The 18,600-nt window shown below is 71.6% G+C and carries 17 protein-coding genes and 2 pseudogenes; 8 read left to right on the forward strand and 11 right to left on the reverse strand.

Annotated features, from left to right (window positions below):
- Window positions 1–13: 13 nt before the first annotated feature.
- Window positions 14–283 carry a hypothetical protein gene (locus OHO27_RS29585; protein WP_328428013.1) on the forward strand — a complete coding sequence of 90 codons (270 nt, stop codon included), beginning with the start codon at window positions 14–16 and terminating at the stop codon, window positions 281–283.
- 41 nt (window positions 284–324) lie between these two features.
- Here OHO27_RS29585 and OHO27_RS29590 read toward each other — a convergent pair.
- Together OHO27_RS29590 and OHO27_RS29595 are read right to left on the reverse strand one after the other, a co-directional pair.
- A pseudogene (locus OHO27_RS29590) lies at window positions 325–426 on the reverse strand (MarR family transcriptional regulator); the annotation flags it as partial.
- A complete protein-coding gene (locus OHO27_RS29595) occupies window positions 425–865 on the reverse strand; it encodes a MarR family winged helix-turn-helix transcriptional regulator (protein ID WP_328428014.1) in 441 nt (146 codons plus the stop codon). The pseudogene OHO27_RS29590 and the gene OHO27_RS29595, both read right to left, overlap by 2 nt.
- A 101-nt stretch (window positions 866–966) precedes the next feature.
- Between OHO27_RS29595 and OHO27_RS29600 the strand changes: the two genes are divergently transcribed.
- Together OHO27_RS29600 and OHO27_RS29605 are read left to right on the forward strand one after the other, a co-directional pair.
- The gene (locus OHO27_RS29600) at window positions 967–1,965 is read left to right on the forward strand and encodes an NADP-dependent oxidoreductase (RefSeq protein WP_328428015.1); all 999 of its coding nucleotides are present in this window, start codon (window positions 967–969) and stop codon (window positions 1,963–1,965) included.
- Between the two features lie 130 nt (window positions 1,966–2,095).
- Window positions 2,096–2,515, forward strand: coding sequence for an organic hydroperoxide resistance protein (locus OHO27_RS29605; RefSeq protein WP_328428016.1), 420 nt, complete (start codon window positions 2,096–2,098; stop codon window positions 2,513–2,515).
- A gap of 214 nt (window positions 2,516–2,729) precedes the next feature.
- On the opposite strand, the gene OHO27_RS29610 is transcribed toward OHO27_RS29605, so the two are convergent.
- Both OHO27_RS29610 and OHO27_RS29615 read right to left on the reverse strand, forming a co-directional pair.
- On the reverse strand, window positions 2,730–3,881 hold the full coding sequence (locus OHO27_RS29610; RefSeq protein ID WP_328428017.1) for a serine hydrolase domain-containing protein: 1,152 nt from the start codon (window positions 3,879–3,881) through the stop codon (window positions 2,730–2,732).
- 9 nt (window positions 3,882–3,890) lie between these two features.
- Window positions 3,891–6,482, reverse strand: a complete 2,592-nt coding sequence (locus OHO27_RS29615) for a M14 family zinc carboxypeptidase (protein ID WP_328428018.1) — start codon at window positions 6,480–6,482, stop codon at window positions 3,891–3,893.
- A 213-nt stretch (window positions 6,483–6,695) separates the two neighbouring features.
- On the opposite strand from OHO27_RS29615, the gene OHO27_RS29620 reads away from it, so the two are divergent.
- Entirely contained in the window at window positions 6,696–7,496 is an 801-nt protein-coding gene (locus OHO27_RS29620; RefSeq protein WP_328428019.1) for a hypothetical protein, read from the forward strand.
- Between the two features lie 80 nt (window positions 7,497–7,576).
- On the forward strand, window positions 7,577–8,398 hold the full coding sequence (locus OHO27_RS29625; RefSeq protein ID WP_328428020.1) for an EI24 domain-containing protein: 822 nt from the start codon (window positions 7,577–7,579) through the stop codon (window positions 8,396–8,398).
- A gap of 23 nt (window positions 8,399–8,421) precedes the next feature.
- Here OHO27_RS29625 and OHO27_RS29630 read toward each other — a convergent pair whose 3' ends face one another.
- Together OHO27_RS29630 and OHO27_RS29635 are read right to left on the reverse strand one after the other, a co-directional pair.
- Window positions 8,422–9,690 (reverse strand): pyroglutamyl peptidase, encoded by a 1,269-nt coding sequence (locus OHO27_RS29630; protein WP_328428021.1) that lies wholly within the window; start codon window positions 9,688–9,690, stop codon window positions 8,422–8,424.
- Between the two features lie 5 nt (window positions 9,691–9,695).
- Window positions 9,696–10,754 carry a LysR family transcriptional regulator gene (locus OHO27_RS29635; RefSeq protein WP_443059624.1) on the reverse strand — a complete coding sequence of 353 codons (1,059 nt, stop codon included), beginning with the start codon at window positions 10,752–10,754 and terminating at the stop codon, window positions 9,696–9,698.
- Between the two features lie 49 nt (window positions 10,755–10,803).
- On the opposite strand from OHO27_RS29635, the gene OHO27_RS29640 reads away from it, so the two are divergent.
- Window positions 10,804–11,205 carry a RidA family protein gene (locus OHO27_RS29640; protein WP_328428023.1) on the forward strand — a complete coding sequence of 134 codons (402 nt, stop codon included), beginning with the start codon at window positions 10,804–10,806 and terminating at the stop codon, window positions 11,203–11,205.
- Here the strand turns inward: OHO27_RS29640 and OHO27_RS29645 are convergent.
- A pseudogene (locus OHO27_RS29645) lies at window positions 11,177–11,713 on the reverse strand (TetR/AcrR family transcriptional regulator). The gene OHO27_RS29640 and the pseudogene OHO27_RS29645 sit on opposite strands and share 29 nt — an antisense overlap.
- Window positions 11,714–11,728: 15 nt before the next feature.
- On the opposite strand from OHO27_RS29645, the gene OHO27_RS29650 reads away from it, so the two are divergent.
- Window positions 11,729–14,167, forward strand: coding sequence for a beta-glucosidase family protein (locus tag OHO27_RS29650; protein WP_328428024.1), 2,439 nt, complete (start codon window positions 11,729–11,731; stop codon window positions 14,165–14,167).
- Between the two features lie 90 nt (window positions 14,168–14,257).
- On the opposite strand, the gene OHO27_RS29655 is transcribed toward OHO27_RS29650, so the two are convergent.
- Together OHO27_RS29655 and OHO27_RS29660 are read right to left on the reverse strand one after the other, a co-directional pair.
- On the reverse strand, window positions 14,258–15,235 hold the full coding sequence (locus tag OHO27_RS29655) for an aldose epimerase family protein (RefSeq protein ID WP_328428025.1): 978 nt from the start codon (window positions 15,233–15,235) through the stop codon (window positions 14,258–14,260).
- A gap of 10 nt (window positions 15,236–15,245) precedes the next feature.
- Complete coding sequence (locus OHO27_RS29660) at window positions 15,246–16,130, reverse strand: SGNH/GDSL hydrolase family protein (RefSeq protein ID WP_328428026.1); 885 nt, start codon at window positions 16,128–16,130, stop codon at window positions 15,246–15,248.
- 256 nt (window positions 16,131–16,386) lie between these two features.
- Here OHO27_RS29660 and OHO27_RS29665 point away from each other — a divergent pair, with 256 nt between their 5' ends.
- Window positions 16,387–16,881, forward strand: coding sequence for a DUF3145 domain-containing protein (locus tag OHO27_RS29665; protein WP_328428027.1), 495 nt, complete (start codon window positions 16,387–16,389; stop codon window positions 16,879–16,881).
- A gap of 66 nt (window positions 16,882–16,947) precedes the next feature.
- Here OHO27_RS29665 and OHO27_RS29670 read toward each other — a convergent pair whose 3' ends face one another.
- A complete protein-coding gene (locus OHO27_RS29670) occupies window positions 16,948–18,219 on the reverse strand; it encodes a beta-ketoacyl-[acyl-carrier-protein] synthase family protein (protein WP_328428028.1) in 1,272 nt (423 codons plus the stop codon).
- 86 nt (window positions 18,220–18,305) lie between these two features.
- On the reverse strand, window positions 18,306–18,554 hold the full coding sequence (locus tag OHO27_RS29675; RefSeq protein WP_004001566.1) for an acyl carrier protein: 249 nt from the start codon (window positions 18,552–18,554) through the stop codon (window positions 18,306–18,308).
- Window positions 18,555–18,600 lie beyond the last annotated feature (46 nt).

The raw sequence follows: 18,600 nt of genomic DNA on the forward strand, positions 1-18,600 counted from the left end.
ACACGCCTCGTGGATGCCCGAGCGATACGACACCCTCAACACCCACCCTCCGATCGTCACCCCGGACCGCCCCGCCCGCAAGCGATCAGCCCGCCCGCCGGCGATCACCGGGCGGGCCAGGGGCCCGGCATCCAAGGAAGGCGTCGAGCATCCGCCGCAGCAGGTCCTTCAGGCCGGCCGTTCCGGGTCCCGGCGGTCCGTCTGGGTCGTTGCGGTCGGCTTCACGCGCCGGTCCGCCGGGTTCGGCAGGTGTTCCGCCGGCCCGGGGGACTCCAGCGGGTAAGGCGTCGAGCATCCGCCGCAGCAGGTCCTTCAGGCCGGCCGTTCCGGGTCCCGGCGGCCCTCGTCGGTCGCCGCGGCCGGCTTCACGCGCAGGTCCGCGGGGTTCGGCCGGTGTTCCACCAGCCCGCGGGACTCCAGCCGGTCAGGCGTCCAGCATCCGCCGCAGCAGGTCGCGCAGAGCCAGCCGTTCCTGGTCCGACAGACCCGCCAGCGGCTCGCGGGCGAACCGCAGGGAATCCCGCAGGCTGCGCGCCACCCGGCGGCCCTCGTCGGTCGCCGCGGCCAGCTTCACGCGTCGGTCCGCCGGGTCCGGGCGGCGCTCCACCAGCCCGCGGGACTCCAGCCGGTCCACGATGCCGGTCACGTTCGACGGCTCGCAGCGCAGCCGCTGGGCCAGCTTCCGCATCGGCAGCGGCTCCAGCGACAGCAGGCTCAGCAGCCGCGCCTGCGCGCCGGTCAGGGCGTGCTCGGCGGCGGCCTCCTCGTACTCTTCGTGGTAGCGGGCCACGACCGAGCCGATGAGGTCGACGACTTCCAGGGTCAGTTCATCGGGACGCTGGGTCTTCTGCGGAATGGTGGCCATGCTCTCAGGGTACCCCCATTACTTGACATCCTGAAATATTCAGGAGCATGGTTGTTTCAGGTACTGAAGTAAAAATGCACGGACGGAAAGGCGCACCCCCCATGATCAACCGCGAATGGCACCTCCTCTCCCGCCCCGTCGGCTGGCCCAAGCCCGAGGACTTCGCCTTGGTCGAGGCCGAGATGCCGACCCCCGGCGAGGGCCAGGTCCTCGTACGGAACAAGTACCTCTCCGTCGACCCGTACATGCGCGGACGCATGTCGGCGGCCAAGTCCTACGTCGCCCCCTTCGAGCTCGGCAAGGTCATGCAGGGCGGCGCCGTCGGTGAGGTCGTCGAGTCCAACGCCGAGGGCATCGCCGTCGGCGACCACGTCCTGCACTTCTTCGGATGGCGCGAGTACGCCGCGGTGGACGCCAAGACCGCCGTCAAGGTCGACCCGGACGCCGCGCCCCTGTCCACGTACCTCGGCGTCCTCGGCATGACCGGCCTCACCGCCTACGCCGGCCTGCTGCGCACCGCCGTATTCAAGGAGGGCGACTCCGTCTTCGTGTCCGGTGCGGCCGGTGCCGTCGGCAGCCAGGTCGGGCAGATCGCCAAGCTCAAGGGCGCCTCCCGGGTCATCGGCTCCGCCGGATCCGACGAGAAGGTCAAACTCCTGGTGGAGGAGTACGGCTTCGACGCCGCCTTCAACTACAAGAACGGCTCGGTCGCCGAGCAGCTGCGCGAGGCCGCCCCCGACGGCATCGACGTGTACTTCGACAACGTGGGCGGCGACCACCTGGAGGCCGCCATCGGGCAGCTCAACCTCCACGGCCGGATCGCCATCTGCGGCATGATCTCGGTCTACAACAACACCGAGCCCGCCCCCGGCCCGAAGAACCTCGCCCGCCTCATCGCGACCCGCGCCCGCATCGAGGGCCTCCTCGTCGGCGACCACTACGACCTGCAGCCGCAGTTCGTCCAGGAGGTCGGCCCCTGGGTCGCCTCGGGTCAGCTCAAGTACCGCGAGACGGTCGTCGAGGGCATCGAGAACAACCTGGAGGCGTTCCTCGGGGTCCTGCGCGGCGACAACACCGGGAAGATGATCGTCAAGCTGTAGGGCCGGGCTGGGGCTTGCACCGGGATCCGGGCCGCGCCCTGTGCTGAGTTTCCGACATGCGGTAACTTCTTTCCGAAATCCGTCGCGATCGTGGGCGCGAGTCGCGGCGGACCGAGGAGGAAGACACCGCATGTCCATCCAGCAGTCCGAGGTCCTGTACACCGCCGTCGCCACCGCGGAGAACGGCCGCGACGGCCGGGTCGCCACCGACGACGGCAAGCTCGACGTCGTCGTGAACCCGCCCAAGGAGATGGGCGGCAGCGGCGCCGGCACCAACCCGGAGCAGCTCTTCGCGGCCGGCTACAGCGCCTGCTTCCAGGGCGCCCTGGGCGTCGTCGCCCGCCAGGAGCAGGCCGACATCACCGGCTCGACCGTCACCGCGAAGGTCGGCATCGGCAAGAACGACGACGGCTTCGGGATCATCGTGGAGATCTCGGCGGCCATCCCGAACGTCGACGCCGCGACGGCCCGCGACCTGCTCGAGAAGGCCCACCAGGTCTGCCCGTACTCGAAGGCGACCCGCGGCAACATCACCGTGACGCTGGTCTGAGCCGGCTCGTTCCGTACGGCAGGAGGCCGCACCCCTTGAATGGGTCGGTCGCCTACGGGGCGCCTCAGCCGGTGTCGAGACGGCGATCGTGCTCGACCCTTCGGGCCTCCGCGCGTTCGCCCTCTCGACACCGGCGCGCCCCTACGGCTCCCTCACGGCCGGTGTCGTCGGACCAGTGGAGCTTGGTGGGCACTGGCCGTTGGTTGGGGTTGGGTCAGCTCACCAGCGCCGCCGAATGCACCGCCCTCACAAACCGCTGGTTCTCCGGTGCCGCTCCGCCCGGGAAGGCGCAGCGGCGGCGGGTGTAGCCGTAGGTCAGGCCGCTGCGGGGGTCGGCGAAGGCCTGGGAGCCGCCGGCGCCGCTGTGGCCGAAGGTGCCGGCGCCCAGGAACGGGTACCAGGTGTCCGCCGTCGCCTGGAAGCCGAGGGCGTACGACTTGTGGGCGCGGGCCACCAGGTCGTACCCGGTCGAGTGGATCTGGCCGACCTCGGCGATGGTGTCCGGCTTGAGCAGGGGTGGCCGTTCGTCCAGCTCGCTGATCGCCGCCGCGTACATGCCGGCGAGCCCGCGCGCGGAGGCGACGCCCCCCGCCGACGCGGGACCGTTGGCACGCACAGTGCGGGAGTTGGGGTAGTCCGCCAGTCCCCCCGGCTCCGGCACATGCGTGTTGAAGGCGATGGACGACAGCGTGTGCGGCCCCTGCGGTACCGAGTCCAGCACCGCCTGCTGCTCCGGCGTCGGGGCCATCGGCTGCACGGAGCGGTAGCGGTGGTCCAGGTCCGCGGGCAGCCCGAGGTGGAAGCCCAGGCCGTACGGCGCCCGAACCCGCTCCTCGTACACCTCCTGCAGCGTACGGCCCGTGGCGCGGCGCACGACCTCGCCGGTGAGCGCGCCGATGACGAGCGCGTGATAGCCGAAGGCCGTGCCGGGGCGCCAGAACGGCCGCTGGTCGGCGAGGCGTTCGGCGATGGCGCGGTCGTCGGCCAGCTCCTCGTCGGTGAACCCGGCGTCGAGCCCGACCAGCCCGGCCCGGTGGGCGAGCAGATCGCGCAGAGTCAGCGAGCCCTTGCCCTCGGCGCCGAACTCCGGCCAGTAGTACGTCACCTTGCGGTCCGGTTCGAGCGTGCCCTCCTGGACCAGGAGCGCGACCACGAGGTGAGCGGCGCCCTTGCCGGACGAGAACACGCCGTAGAGGGAGTCGGCCTCGCAGCCCTCACCGGCCCACAGGTCGACTACCTTGCGACCGTGCACGTACGCGCACAACTGACCCTCGTAGTCCTGGAGTTCGCCCGACACGAACGCGGCGAACTCCTCACGCACCCGCTCGAAGCCGTCCACTACGGTGCCGTGGATCACTGGTGTCATCCGCTCTCCTCATCTGGTGCCACTGGCCTGCGCCATGCTGAACAACGCCCTGCCGACCTGGGCGAATTCTCCCTTGGGATGGTCCCGGAAGAGCGGCTCCGTGCCGAACAGCACGGCTTGCGGGCCGCTCACCACCGAGGCCTGCCCCGCCGCGTCCGCCGGCCCGCCGGACCCGTCCGCCGCCGCCCGCCAGTGCCCGGAGACGAGCGGGTTCCCGGTCGCGTACGCCTGCTCGACCCGCACGTCCCGACCGAGGTCGGTGAACCACACGGGCGCGTAGACGAAGCCGTGGCCCGGGGCGCCGGACATCAGAGTGCTGCCCGAATTCACCACGCGTACTACACCGTTGGCGTCCCCGTTGCCCTCGACCGGTTTCGCCGCCAGCAGCCCCGTCGCCGTGTTGAGCGCGGCACCGGTGGCACCCCGGCCGACCAGCCCGTGACCGTCGAGGAAGGCGTCGAGGGCCGTACGGGCGGGGGCGGTGAGGTCGTCGTACTCCATCCCCGCCGACACGAACAGCACGTCCACCGACGACCAGTCGAACCCGGCGTTCAGCACCTCCGTCGAGACCGGGGTGACCTCGAAGTTCATCTCCCGCAACGCGAACAGCTCGCCCGCGGTGACGGCTGCGGCGACGCGGGTGCGGTGCAGCGGGACGGTGCCGGTGAGCTTCGTCGAGTGGAAGGCGACGTCGTAGGCGCGGGCTGCTGCCAGGGCCTGTCGCCGCGCCGAGCCCGGCACGATCGCGCTGCCGTCGGCGGCACGGCGCGCATCGACGCCTTGCCGCAGCAGGGCGTTGAGGGCGGCGACCTCGTTCGGGTCGTCGAGCCTCAGCCGGAGCTCACCGCGCGGGGCGACATACGCCACGGGGGCCGCCGCGCGGACGGGGCGCAGGGCGGTGCCGTACGGCATCCGCGGCAGGGTCTCGACCGCCGCGCCCCACAGGCGGCCGAGGCTCCAGCCCGAGATGTCGTACATCGCCGAGACCTTGGCGCTGATGTCCCGCCCGTCCGCGAGCAGCGCGTTCGCCAGGCCGCGCTTGGGCTGGCGCATGTCGACGACGTACGAGCCCTTGGCGTACGTGCGTCCGCCGAGCCGGAAGGAGTGGGCCGCGCGGCTGACCCGTACGTCGTTGGCCAGGAGGTGGTCGACGAGGCGGGCGGCGGCAGGGGCCGAGCGCTGGGCGCCGGTGCCCGCCGGGATGACGTAGGCGCGGGGGAAGGTGGTCGTGTAGACGTCCTCGGGGCCGATGCCGGGGACGCCCGGGACGGTCTCCTCGGACACCGGCACCTGCGCGGCGCCCGCGGCTCCCCGCCGGAAGACCTCGATCTGGTCGGCGACGAGTGACGTACGCCTTTCCCGGACGAAGTCGAGGGAGGCGCGCAGGGCGGCCCCGGCGACATCGACGTTGATCGCGGACCGGCGGCGCAACTCGGTGACGGGCAGGGTGGTGTAGGCGGTGTTGTTCACCGTCAGCGGGATCTCCACCGTGTGCGCGGCGACCGTGCCGTGGAACGCCGCGTACTGCGGGGTGAAGATGGGCGGCCAGTCGTCCCAGCCCTCCTCCTGGTCCCGGAAGGGAATCTGCGCGGGTGCGACCCCGTCCTTCTCCGCCGTGTAGCCGAGGCCGTTGACGGCGGCCTCCATGCGCAGGGCGTTGGCATAGGTGTTCTTGAGGAACAGGTCGTACTCGTAGTTCTCGCCGTGCGGGGGAGTGGTGGGCTCGATGAGGGTGCCGTTGACGTAGCCGTGCAGGTCGAGCAGGACGGCCGGCTGCTTGTCGACCATGATCTGCCGCATCGCCCGCGTCTCCGGCTGCGAGGCGGTGACGAAGTCCCGGTTCATGTCGAAGCCGCCCGCGTTGGCGCGCGTTCCGGCGATACGGCCGTCCGGGTTGGCGGTGATGTTGAAGTACAGCCGGCTGTGGGAGAGGAGGTCGCGCGTCCCGGCGTCCGTGGCGGTGGCGAGCCGCTCGATGAGCTTCAGACTGGCGTCGGTGCCCTCCCACTCGTTGCCGTGGATGTTGTTGTTGAGGAAGACGGGCGCCTTGTAACTCCTCCTGACCTCCGGCGACTTGGCGGCGAGAGCGGGGGCGTTCTCGATGAGTTCGCGCATCCGTGCCTGCGTACGGGCCTGGCGGGTGGTCTCCGGGGCGGTGACGGTGACCAGGTAGAGCCGGTTCCCACCCGCCGAGCGGCCCGCGACCTCGACGCTCACGCGGTCGCCGAGGGCCTGGAGGGAGTTCAGCTTCGGCGCGATGGCGTGGTACGGGGTGAGGCCGAGCTTGATGGACTTGTCGGCCGGGTTCTCGGGGTCCGGGGTGAGGACCTGCCGGCGCGGGTAGCCGCGGCTGTCGTCGGCGATCGCCGCGGAGGGCGCTTCGGGGCCTGACTCGGCGGTGCCGAGGGCCCGCTGGGCGGCGCTCGCGGGCGTCCGCGCCGCTTCCCGGTCGAGCGCGGCCTCGCGGTGGACCGGGGGGTGGCCCGGCGGCTGGGGCTCCGCGACGGCGGTGTGCGGGGTGAGGAGCAGGGAGCCCGCCGTGCTGAGGGCGAGGGCGGTGATCAGAACGGGTCTCGCAGGAACGGTTCTCGTGATGCGCACGCGTACCTCCTCCGGAACTTCAAAGATCGGTACGGCGAGGTGTACCTGTTCGACTCAACCGCAACAAGAGGGAGTTGGTGCCACGGATGCCCCGGATGGCTCATGCGGGGGCCGCCGGACGGGGCATGCTGAGAGCGCACCGGCGGCGGCAGGAGGCGAGCAGAGCCCATGGCAACGATCCCTTCGATCCCCAGCAGGGATGACGTACTCCGCATGGCACGCAGCACGACCGACATCACCGGCCAACTCCTCGACACGGCCGGGAACCTCACCCGTATCGCGATGAACACCTTCGACCCGAGGGACGGATCGGGCGCCGAGGTCCTGCGGGTGCTGCGGCAGACCACCGCCGAACTGGCCGAGGCGAGCGCCTCGCCACAGGCCCAGGAGGCCTTCTACCGCATCGTCGAGACCCTCACCCGTCTCGGCACCAGCGGAGCGCCCCTCGCGGTCCACCCCGTAAGCGAGCCGGCGCAGGCCCTGCTGGCGGCCCTGGGCGACAGCCTGCTGCCGGTGCTGGACGCGGTCGAGCCGGCGGTCGAGGAGTTCGCGGCGGCGCTGGGCGAGCTGGTCGAGGCGACGTCGCCCCTGCTGCCGGCGACGGCGGGCCTGGCCGCGGGTGTGCTGCTCGCGCTGACCCCGCTGCTCCGTTCCGCGGCCGAGATCCTGCGCGAGTCCTCCCCCGAACTCCACCGCATCGCCGACGCGTTGACGGCCGCGCTCGCGCCCCTGATGCCGCTCCAGGTCGCCCTGGCCGGCGCGAACGTCGTCCGGGCGACGCTGCCACCCCTCGCCGACCTCACCGAGGCCGCGGCGGCCACGACGAAGGCGGCGCGTCCGGCACTGATCGCCGGCGAGGAGTTCCTAGTCGCCGGGCTGGAACGGATACAGCCCCTGCTGCTGTCCGGGGCGTCGGGCGCGGGGCGGGTGGCACGCGCGGCGGCGGTACGGGTGTCGGCGGCGGTGAGCCCGGCGGCCGACCGGGGGGTCGTGGTGGCGGTGACGCCGGCGTGAGCGGCGTCCGGGGGCAGCGGTGACCAGGCCCCGAAGCGACCGTGACTGCCGTGTGACACGGCCCGACTAGAGTGCGAACCATGCGCGATCTTGGGACCGGGTTCAGGTATCTCCTCAGGGGCCAGCGGTGGGTGGCCCGCCACGGCAAGCAGTACGGCTTCGGGCTGATCCCCGGCCTGATCACCCTGGTGCTCTACGTGGCCGCGCTGGTAGGGCTCGCGCTCTGGGGCGAGGACTTCGTGTCCTGGTCGACGCCGTTCGCCGACGACTGGTCGAGCCCGTGGCAGGGCCTGTTCCGAGGCTTCCTCACCGCCGTCCTGTTCGCGCTGGGCCTGCTCCTGTCGGTGATCACCTTCACGGCGGTTACCCTGCTGATCGGCCAGCCCTTCTACGAGAACCTCTCCGAGAAGGTCGACCGGGACGTCTCCCCCGACGGCACGGCCCCCGAGTCCGGCCTGCCGCTCTGGCGCGAACTGTGGATCTCGGGCCGCGACAGCCTGCGGATCGTCCTGCGCGCCGCACTCTGGGGCGTCCTGCTCTTCGCCCTCGGCTTCATCCCGGTCATCGGCCAGACGGCCGTCCCCGTGATCGGCGTCTTCGTCACCGGCTTCTTCCTCACCGAGGAACTCACGGCGGTAGCCCTCCAGCGCCGCCGCGTCGAACTCCGCGACCGCCTCACCATGCTCCGCTCCCGCAAGCCCCTGATCTGGGGCTTCGGAGCCCCCCTCGCAGCATCCTTCCTGGTGCCCTTCGTCGCGGTGTTCCTGATGCCGGGCGCGGTGGCGGGGGCGACGCTGATGGCTCGGGAGCTGATGGGGGAGGAGACGGCGGAGGAGAGGGACGCGAAGGGCGCCGCCCCTTTTGACGGGCACCCCGCGCGTACCAGCTCGTCCGGCGTCTGAGGACGAGGCCCGACGCCGGGTGCCTACGAACCCGCCGTCGCCTCCACCGCGGCCGTCAGAATCCCCCGCACCTGCGCGATGATGTCCAGCCGGTTCCGTACGAACTCCGGATCCGTCACCGCCCCGGTCGCCGGATCCGTGTTGCCCGCCCCGAACTGCAGCACCGGGGTGTGCACATGCCCGCCCGGCAGTGAGTCATGGAGTCCGAGCCGGTCACGCAGCAGCGTCGCCCGGTAGGCGATCTCGTTGGAGAGGTAGTCCCCGCCGCCCCCGGCCCGCGCGGTGGAGCCCTGCGTCGGCCCGTCCGGCCGTACGACCGCGGTCGTGCCGCCCGCCGGAATCTCGGTCACGCTCGTGTTGTCGTACACGGGGAACCGCCCGGTGTCCGCGGCGACGATCTCCCGGTACGGCAGCGTCGTCGTGGTCCACTGCGGCTGCGAGGCCGGATCGGCGACGGGGATCGTCTCGGTCCGCCCGATGTTGTCGTTGTCCTGGAAGCCGCCCCGCCAGGCCCCGTTGGTCCGCTCGACGTCGAACCGCCCGACGCGCCCCTGGCTCACGGTCGTGAACAGATCGACCTGCTTCAGATACGGCCGCAGCGCCCGTTCCACCGTCCCGTCCGCGAAGTCCTGCCACCGCACCGGGAACACGGCGGTCTCCACGCGGGCCGGACCCTCCGCCGTCTCGATCACCGCGCCGTCGAGGGCGAGCGCGGTGGCGCCGGACGGGTTGGAGATACGGATGTCCCGGTCGAGCGTGAACGGGTCGAACCCGGTGACGAGGATCCGCTTCATGCCCGCCCCGGCGGCACCGGCCGCATGGCGAAGGTCGCTCTGACCACGCGAGGCCCGCTCCAACGCGCCGATGAGAGCAGCTCGCTGGGCGTCGCTCAGCCCGAACTCCGGCTCAAACGTCCGCACGTCCCGCGTCATCGACAACCGCGCCCAGTACAACGGCCGATCGTCGTCCCGGCTCAGTTCACCTCCGGCCGGACCCCGCCCCTGCGCCCGGTCCACGGCCCTGCGCCACAGCGCCGATCCCTCGCGTGTGACGACCCGGTGGGCCTGCGCGTAGGAGCGCGCGTCGGCCAGGTCGTCGGCGAACTCCGCCGCCGCGGCGTCGAATCCGGAGCGGCGCAGGATCTCCTGGGGGACGGTCTTGTCGAGGCGTTGTTCCTCGACGGTCGGCGCGGGGGCGGACTGCGCGGCGGCTGCGGTCCCGGTCGTGGGAGCCGAGAGTCCGGCCAGCAGGGCCACTGAGAGGACGCCGATCCGAACGCGTATGGAATTCAAGGGAATTACGGTCCTTCCGTCACGGTGGGGGGTGAGGCAGAGCGTGCGTCGTGCGGGACGCCGGAAGTATCGCGTGGCGGGAGGGGACTACGCCATGGCTCGCGCCGCACCCGCACCGACGCCGCCGCTTCCCGCAGCGCCCCCACGAACGCCTCCACGGCCGGCGCAGGCGACCGCCCCCGCACCGTCGCCGCGTACACCGCACGCGCCGGCCCGCCCTCGTCCAGCACCGGTACCAGCCGGACGTCGGGGCGCACGGACGCCGCCGCCAGCGCCGGGACCAGCGCCACTCCGAGGCCGGCGGCGACGTAGCCCTGCTTGGCGGTCCACTCGCCGACGACGTGCGCGACACGCGGCCGAAAGCCCTGCCGCAGGGCCACGTCGAGGAGGGTGCCCTCCGGGCGGGAGCTGCCGGAGATCCATTCGGCATCGGCGAGCCGGCCGAGCCGGACAGGGTGGCCGCCGGCGGCCAGCGGATGACCGGCGGGGACGGCGACGTACAGGGACTCGTCGAGCAGGTGGTGGAGTTCGTACGCCTCCAGCGGGGCGCGGCCCGTGGTCGAGACGACCGCGAGGTCGAGGTGGCCCGCGGTGAGCCGGTCCAGCAGGGCAGGGGTGAAGCCCTCCTCGCGGGTCACGTGGACGCGAGGGTGCGCGGCGCTGAAGGCGGCCAGCGCCTGGGGCACCAGCCCCGCGTCGGCCGTGGCGAAGGCACCGAACCGCAGCCGCCCGCCCGCCACTTCACGCAGAGCGGCCAGCTCCCGAACGGCCCCGTGCAACGACTCGGCGACGGCCTCGGCATAGGGCATGAGAACCCGCCCGGCCTCGGTGAGCCGCACGCCCCGCGGGAGCCGGTCGAAGAGCGGGGCACCGCCCAGGGCCCCTTCCAGCGTGGAGATCTGGCGGGACACCGCCGACTGCGTCCACCCGAGAGTCCGGGCGGCGCCGGTGAAGGAACCGAGCCGGGCGACCTCCAGGAACGCCCTCAACCACACACTGGAGACCTCGGGGAACTCAAGCTGAGCCTCCTGCTGATACTCATGCTGTTTCGGCATGGCAGTCATGCTGGACATTCGCTTGTCGCATCGCAAGCCCACGCCTAGCGTCGACGGCATGCAGATCACCGTCGACAACCCGCCCTGCGCACCGCAGCCCTTGAGCCCGTACTACTCCCAGGTCGCCCGCGTCGAACACGCCGACGGCAGCGCGCTGTTGTTCGTCTCCGGGCAGATCGCCGAGGGCGCCACGGTCACCGAGCAGACCCGCGGCATCTTCGAGACCATCGCCGCCCTGCTCGGGGCCCATGGCGCCACGCTCGCGGACGTCATCAACATCCGCACCTGCCTCACCGACATCGGCACCCTGGACGAATACGGCACCGTACGGCGGCAGTTCCTCACCGGTACTCCGCCCACCAGCATGACCTTCGAGGTGCCGAGGCTGTTCAGGGCGGCGGCCCGTGTGGAGGTCGAGGTCGTCGCCGCCGTCAGTCCGCGTTCTCGCCCAGCAGTCTGAGGAAGTCGCGGAACGCGCCCGGCATGTCCACCGAGTCCGGGTCCAGGAGTCACTGGTACTGCAACCCGTCCATGACGGCGACCAGCAAGGGCGCCGTACGCTCCGGTGTCAGCCCGTTCGGCAGCCGGTCGCCGTACTCGACGCGCAGGACCTCCGCCATGCTCGCCCGTACGCGCGTGTAGCGCTCGGTGAAGTACTCGCGCGCGGGATGCCCCTCAGTCACGCTCTCGCCGAGCAGCGCCGAGAAGGTCTGGATGATGCCGGGTCGCGTCGCGTTGTACTCGACGAGCGAGGCGAGCAGGTCGACGCGCCACCGGGTGTCGGGTACGGCGTCCCACTGGTCCCGCTCCTGGAGCACCCCGACGAGCAGCGCGTCCTTGGTCGGGAAGTAGTGCAGCAGGCCCTGCTGGGTGAGCCCGACCCGCTCGGCCACCGCGGCGAGGCTCGCCCCCCGGTAACCGCGCTCGGCGATCACCTCCAGGAGGATGGAGGCACAGCCCGGACTCAACGAGGAGGCACCGCGATGGCGGGAACCCGTACCCAGGCCGACGAAGCGCGCGAGGCGGCCGTCGAGGTCGCCCTCGCCGCGCTCGACCTCGACGCGAAAGCGCGGCTGCTCTCCGGCCAGGACACCTGGACCCTGCCCGCACTGCCCGAGATCGGCCTGAAGTCCCTCGTCATGTCCGACGGCCCGATCGGCGTGCGGGGTGTGCGCTGGACCGCCGACGACCCGTCCGTCGCGCTGCCCTCGCCCACCGCCCTCGCCGCCACCTGGGACCCGGACCTCGCCCGCCGCGCCGGCACCCTCCTCGCCCAGGAGGCCCGCCGCAAGGGCGTCCATGTGCTCCTCGCTCCCACCGTCAACCTCCACCGCTCACCGCTCGGCGGCCGCCACTTCGAGGCGTACAGCGAGGACCCGTACCTGACGGGGACGATCGGCGCCGGATATGTCAGCGGCGTCCAGTCCGGCGGCGTCGGCACCACCGTGAAGCACTTCGTCGCCAACGACGCCGAGACCGAGCGCTTCACCGTCAACAACCTCGTCTCCGAACGCGCCCTGCGCGAGCTGTACTTGGCGCCCTTCGAGATCATCGTCGAGAACGCCCACCCCTGGGGCATCATGACCGCCTACAACACGGTCAACGGCACGACGATGAGCGAGCACCACCACCTCGTGAACGAAGTCCTGCGCGGGGAATGGGGCTTCGACGGCTACAACGTCTCCGACTGGATGGCCGCCCGGTCCACCGTCGGGGCCATCGAGGGCGGCCTCGACGTGGCCATGCCCGGACCGCAGACCGTGTACGGCGAGCCCCTCGCCCAGGCCGTACGGGACGGGAAGGTGGCCGAGGCCAAGGTCGACGACGCCGTGCGCAACGTCCTGCGGCTCGCCGCCCGCGTCGGGATCCTCGACGGTGCCGAGCCCGTCGTCAACGAGTACCCCGAGAGCGTCGACGGCTCCGAACTCGCCCGCGAGATCGCCCGCCGCTCCTTCGTCCTGGTCCGCAACCAGGGCGGCGCCCTCCCGCTGCGGCCGAACGGCACCGTCGCGCTGATCGGCGCGGCAGCCCGGGACGCCCGCGTGCTGGGCGGCGGCTCCGCCACCGTCTTCCCCGACCGGATCGTCTCCCCGCTCGACGGCCTCACCGCCGCCCTCCCCGACGGCACCCTCACCTACGCCGTCGGCGCCGACCCGAACACCGAACTCGGCATCGCCGACAAGGGCTTCGAGCTGCGGGCCGTGTGCCGGGACGCCGACGGGAACGTCATCGGCACCGGCTCCGCCCCCAACGGCCACATCCAGTGGATGGGCAGCGACCTCCCCGAGGGCGTGACCCACGAGGCCCTGCGCACCGTCGAGCTGACCGGCACCTTCACCCCGCGCGACACCGGCCCGCACATCTTCGGCATCAAGGGCATGGGCGCCTTCAGGCTCACGATCGACGGCACGACGTACTACGACGACGTCCAGCGCCCCGCCAAGGAGGACCCCTTCGCCGCCTTCTTCGGCGCTCCCGTCCCCCGGGCCCAGCCCGAACTCACCGCCGGGGCACCGGTCGAGGTCTCCCTCACCCATGTCGTCGCGTTCCCCGAGGGCGTCCCGCTGAGGGTCGTCGGCTTCACCCTCGCGCACCAGGAGCCGCAGCGCGACCCCGACGAGCTGATCGCCGAGGCCGTCGAGGCCGCCCGCAACGCCGACACGGCCGTCGTCGTGGTCGCCACCACCGACCGCGTCGAGTCCGAGGGCTTCGACCGCACGGACCTCACCCTGCCCGGCCGCCAGGACGACCTGGTCCGCGCCGTCGCCGCGGCGAACCCCGACACCGTGGTGGTCGTCAACTCCGGTTCCCCGGTGGAGCTGCCGTGGCGCGAGGACGTCGCCGCCGTGCTGCTCAGCTGGTTCCCCGGCCAGGAGGCCGGCGCGGCACTCGCGGAGGTCCTCACCGGCGCCCACGAGCCGGGCGGGCGCCTGCCCACCACGTGGGGCTCCCTTGCCGACGCCCCGGTCACCCAGGTAGCCCCCTCGGCCGGCGAACTCCCGTACAGCGAGGGTGTCTTCATTGGTTACCGTGCCTGGGAGAAGGAGGGCCGGGTCCCGTCGTACCCCTTCGGGCACGGCCTCGGCTACACCGAGTGGACGTACGAGTCCGCCAAGGTCGAGGGGACCACGGTCACGGTCCGCCTCCGCAACTCCGGCGAGCGTGCGGGCCGCGAGGTCGTGCAGGTCTACCTGGCGCCGGCCGAGCCCCGCACCGACCGCCCGGCGCGCCGGCTGGCCGGATTCGCGGGTGTGGCCGCGGGGCCGGGGGAGACGGCCGAGGCCGTGATCGAACTTCCGCGCCGCGCTTTCGAGATGTGGGACGAGCAGACCAATTCGTGGACGCTTGTGAAGGGTTCGTACGAGATCCAGGTGAGCCGCTCGATCGCGGACCGTCGGGTGACGGCGACGATTAACGTCTGAGGCGGGAGAAGTGCCCCAGGAACAGCCCCGGTCCGGGTCCTGACGCCCGGGCCGGGGCTTGTCCCTGAGCAAGTAGGGCCTGAACTCCCGCTATCGGACGGAGAAGCCGTACACCGTCTCCGACCGGAACACCTCGCCAGGCCGCAGCACCGTGCCCGGGAACTCCGGCCGGTTCGGGGAGTCGGGGAAGTGCTGGGTCTCCAGTGCGATGCCGTCGCCCGGGGCGAAGGGCTCGGTCAGGTGCTCGGCGGTGTACAGCTGGAGTCCGGGCTCGGTGGTCGCCACCGTCAGCGCCCGCCCGGTCGACGGGTCGTACAGCTCGGCGACCTCCTCCGCAGCGCCCGTCACCCCCTTGTCCAGTACGAAGTTGTGGTCGTACCCGGAGCCGGCCTTGCGCGTCTGACGGAAGTCGAAGCGGGTGCCCGCGACCTCGTCCAGGGAGCCGGTAGGGATGAGGTCCGCGTCGACCGGGGTGTACCGCGAGGCGGCGAGCCGCAGTTCATGGCCGCCCGCGTCGCCCGAACCCGCCCCGGCGAGGTTGAAGTAGCTGTGGTTGGTCAGGTTCACCACGGTCGGCGCGTCCGTCACCGCCTCGTACACGATCCGCAGCGCCCCGTCCGACGACAGGGTGTAGGTCGCCGAGACCTCCAGCCGCCCCGGGAAGCCCTCCTCGCCATGCGGGCTGACCCGGCTCAGGCGCACACCGTGCTCGACCGGCGTCATCTCCCACACCCGCTTGTCGAAACCGCGTTCGCCGCCGTGCAGGGAGTTGGGCGGGTTGTTGGGGTCGAGCGCGTACGTCAGGCCGTCCAGAGGGAAGCGGGCGTGCGCGATCCGGTTGGCGTACCGGCCGATCAGGGCGCCGAGATACGGCCCCGGGTGGGACAGATAGCCGTCCAGGTCGGCGAACCCCAGCACCACGTTCGCCGCGTGTCCCTCCCGGTCCGGCACCTCCAGCGACTGCACGATCCCGCCGTACGACAGCACCCGTACCCGAAGGCCCGCACGCTCCAGCGTCCAGCGGTGGACCGGGGTGCCGTCGGAAAGTGTGCCGAAGTGTTCGCTCATGAGCGAAACACTAGTTCGTGACCGTCCGGTAGGCGATCTCGGCAAGCCGCGCCTGACCGTTCACACTCGGATGGAACCAGTCCCACTGGCTCAGCTGCTTGCCGCCGAAGCGGAACTCGTACACCGCGCCGTCGTCGAACCGGCACCGGCGGTCCTTCGCACAGACCTGCTCCAGCACGTCGTTGTACGCCTCGACCCGCTCCTGCACCGTCGCGCGCCGCTGGTTCGCCGCCGCGGTGAGGGAGTCGGCGTCGCCCAGCATCGACGGGCAGATGCCGAGCTTCCACACCTGCTTGCCCATCGGACTCGTACGGCCCTGCTCCCATAGCCGCATCAGATTCGGTACGCTCGCGACATAGACCTGAGTCTTCGGCAGCGCCTCGCGCAATGTGCCCATCGCGTCCTCGAACTGCGCCCGGAAGTCGGCCACCGACGTCATCGCGTCGGTCGTGTCCCGGCAGGCGTCGTTGGCCCCCGCCATCACCGCCACCAACTCCGGCCTGCGCGTGACCGCCTGCGCCAGCTGCCCGGCCACGTCGGTCATCCGCGCCCCGGTCACCGCGTAGTTCCAGCTCCGCTCCGCCGCCTTCGCCCTGCCCAGCAGCCGGACGGCGAGACTGTCGACGCGGGGGCTGCTGCCGGTGGCCCAGGAGACCTCGGGGCAGTCCGACAGGACCGAACAGGCGTCGAAACCGGTCGTGATGGAGTCACCCACGGCCGCGATCGAGGCAGGGCTGCGGTCCCAGGTCGGGGTCGGTTTCGGCCTCGCGCTGCGCGCGTCGCTGCCGGACGGCTCCGGCGAGTTGCCGCCGACGGCGTCACAACCCGCCACGCCCAGGACGGCCGCGGTCACGGCGGCGAGGACAGCGCGCGAGAGGTGCCGTCGCTTCCGCATACCCCGGTCCATCCCCTCACTCGGCCCTGTCATGGTTCACAACCAATAACAACGCACGAGGGTTCCCGCCCGTCTCATGCAACGGCTCACACCCGTACAAGCGTCCTGCCGGGTGAATGGCGGGCGTTTCCCGGCACCTGGACCGACGGTACGTCACACTCCTTGCGCCGCCGCACGGTAGCCTCGCCATCAACGTGGCTGCCCGGCCACTATCGTCCGTCAGTTCGCAAGATGTCCGCTCTGCCCGGAGGTCCCGGTGACGACACGTGGGGTTTTGTACGTGCACTCCGCGCCGCGCGCGCTGTGCCCGCATGTCGAGTGGGCCGTCGCCGGGGTGCTCGGCACGCGCGTCAACCTCGACTGGATCCGGCAGCCGGCCGCGCCCGGCACCTGGCGCTCGGAGTTCTCCTGGCAGGCCGAGGCGGGCACCGCCTCCAAGCTGGCCTCCGCCCTGCGCGGCTGGCACCTCCTGCGCTTCGAGGTCACGGCCGAGCCCTGCCCCACCGCCGAGGGCGAGCGCTACAGCTGCACCCCCGAGCTGGGCATCTTCCACGCCGTCACCGGCATCCACGGCGACATCCTCATCCCGGAGGACCGCCTGCGCGCCGCCCTGGCCCGCTCCCAGCACGGCGAGACCGACCTGGAGGCAGAGATCGCCAAGCTGCTCGGGAAGCCGTGGGACGACGAGTTGGAGCCGTTCAGGTATGCCGGAGAGGGAGCGCCGGTGCGCTGGTTGCACCAGGTGGTCTGAGGCTGGGACACGTGAAGGGGCCCCACCTCGAAAGGTGGGGCCCCTTCACGTGCGTACGGCTGCTGCTCAGACCGTCCTGAACGCCAGCACCACGTTGTGGCCGCCGAAGCCGAACGAGTCGTTCAGCGCGGCGATCCGGCCCTCGACGGGCAGCTTGCGCGCCTCACCGCGGACCACGTCGGCGTTCGCCTCGGCCTCCGGGTCGAGGTTCTCGACGTTGATGGTCGGCGGAGCGACCCGGTGGTACAGCGCGAGCACCGTCGCCACCGTCTCTACGCCACCGGCGCCACCCAGCAGATGCCCGGTCATCGACTTCGTCGCGGACACCGCCATGTGGTCGGCGTCGTCGCCGAACACCTTCCGCAGCGCCTTGAGCTCGGCGATGTCACCGGCCGGCGTCGACGTCGCGTGCGCGTTGACGTGCACGATCTCCGCCGGGTCCAGGTCGTTGCGGTCCAGCAGGTTCTGCAGCGCGTGCGAGATGCCGCGGCCCTCGGGCTCGGGCTGCACGATGTCGTGGGCGTCGGCGGAGATGCCCTGCCCGACCGCCTCGGCGTACACGCGGGCACCGCGCTTGGCCGCGTGCTCGGCGGACTCCAGGACGATCACGCCGGCGCCCTCACCGAGGACGAAGCCGTCGCGGGCGACGTCGTAGGGACGCGACGCACCCTGCGGGTTCTCGTTGTTCTTGGACATCGCCATCATGTTGCCGAACGCGGCGATCGGCAGCGGGTGGATCGCCGCCTCCGTGCCACCCGCGACGACGATGTCGGCGCGGCCGGAGCGGATCATCTCGATGGCGTAGCCGATGGCCTCGGCGCCCGACGCACAGGCGGAGACCGGCGTGTGCACACCCGCGCGGGCGCCCACCAGCAGACCCACGTTGGCGGACGGGCCGTTCGGCATCAGCATGGGGACGGTGTGCGGGGAGACGCGGCGGACGCCCTTCTCCTTGAGCACGTCGTACTGGTCGAGCAGGGTCGTCACGCCGCCGATGCCGGAGGCGATGACGGCACCGAGGCGGTCCGGGGCGACAGTGGTGTCCTCCCCGGCCTTCGCCTCGAAGCCGGCGTCCTTCCAGGCCTCCTGAGCCGCGATCAGCGCGAACTGCGCCGAGCGGTCCAGTCGGCGGGCCTGCGGCCGCGGGATGACCTCGGTCGGCTCCACCGCGACCGGCGCGGCGATACGGACCGCCTGGTCGGCGGCCCAGTCCTGCTCCAGGGGCTTGACGCCGGAACGTCCGGCGACCAGGCCCTCCCAGGTAGAGGCTGCGTCGCCACCCAGCGGTGTGGTTGCGCCGATACCGGTGACGACCACGGTGCGATTGGTCGAGCTCACGGGAATTCTTTCTCCAACGGATACGAGGATTCAGCGGCGCCACCGCCGGGTGGCGGGGCAAGTCAGCCCAGGGGCCTGATCAGTGATCAGCCCTGGTGCTTGAGGATGTAGTCGGTCGCGTCGCCCACGGTCTTGAGGTTCTTGACGTCCTCGTCCGGGATCTTCACGTCGAAGCGCTCTTCGGCGGCGACGACGACCTCGACCATGGACAGCGAGTCGACATCCAGGTCGTCGGTGAAGGACTTGTCCAGCTGGACGTCCTCAACCGGGATGCCGGCGATCTCGTTCACGATGTCGGCGAGACCGGCGACGATCTCTTCCTGAGTGGCGGCCATCTTGGCGCTCCTTCGTTGTTGTTCAGGTTCTTCAGTGGGTTTGGCG

The organism is Streptomyces sp. NBC_00443, assembly GCF_036014175.1.
Lineage (GTDB): Bacteria > Actinomycetota > Actinomycetes > Streptomycetales > Streptomycetaceae > Streptomyces.

What these genes read in the sequence shown, in the direction of transcription:
- OHO27_RS29605 (WP_328428016.1), top strand. Translation starts at nt 2,096, where the DNA reads ATGTCCATCCAGCAGTCCGAGGTCCTGTACACCGCCGTCGCCACCGCG.
- OHO27_RS29675 (WP_004001566.1), bottom strand. Translation starts at nt 18,554, where the DNA reads ATGGCCGCCACTCAGGAAGAGATCGTCGCCGGTCTCGCCGACATCGTG.
- OHO27_RS29635 (WP_443059624.1), bottom strand. Translation starts at nt 10,754, where the DNA reads ATGACTGCCATGCCGAAACAGCATGAGTATCAGCAGGAGGCTCAGCTT.
- OHO27_RS29610 (WP_328428017.1), bottom strand. Translation starts at nt 3,881, where the DNA reads ATGACACCAGTGATCCACGGCACCGTAGTGGACGGCTTCGAGCGGGTG.
- OHO27_RS29620 (WP_328428019.1), top strand. Translation starts at nt 6,696, where the DNA reads ATGGCACGCAGCACGACCGACATCACCGGCCAACTCCTCGACACGGCC.
- OHO27_RS29640 (WP_328428023.1), top strand. Translation starts at nt 10,804, where the DNA reads ATGCAGATCACCGTCGACAACCCGCCCTGCGCACCGCAGCCCTTGAGC.
- OHO27_RS29600 (WP_328428015.1), top strand. Translation starts at nt 967, where the DNA reads ATGATCAACCGCGAATGGCACCTCCTCTCCCGCCCCGTCGGCTGGCCC.
- OHO27_RS29650 (WP_328428024.1), top strand. Translation starts at nt 11,729, where the DNA reads ATGGCGGGAACCCGTACCCAGGCCGACGAAGCGCGCGAGGCGGCCGTC.
- OHO27_RS29655 (WP_328428025.1), bottom strand. Translation starts at nt 15,235, where the DNA reads ATGAGCGAACACTTCGGCACACTTTCCGACGGCACCCCGGTCCACCGC.
- OHO27_RS29585 (WP_328428013.1), top strand. Translation starts at nt 14, where the DNA reads ATGCCCGAGCGATACGACACCCTCAACACCCACCCTCCGATCGTCACC.
- OHO27_RS29595 (WP_328428014.1), bottom strand. Translation starts at nt 865, where the DNA reads ATGGCCACCATTCCGCAGAAGACCCAGCGTCCCGATGAACTGACCCTG.
- OHO27_RS29625 (WP_328428020.1), top strand. Translation starts at nt 7,577, where the DNA reads ATGCGCGATCTTGGGACCGGGTTCAGGTATCTCCTCAGGGGCCAGCGG.
- OHO27_RS29660 (WP_328428026.1), bottom strand. Translation starts at nt 16,130, where the DNA reads ATGCGGAAGCGACGGCACCTCTCGCGCGCTGTCCTCGCCGCCGTGACC.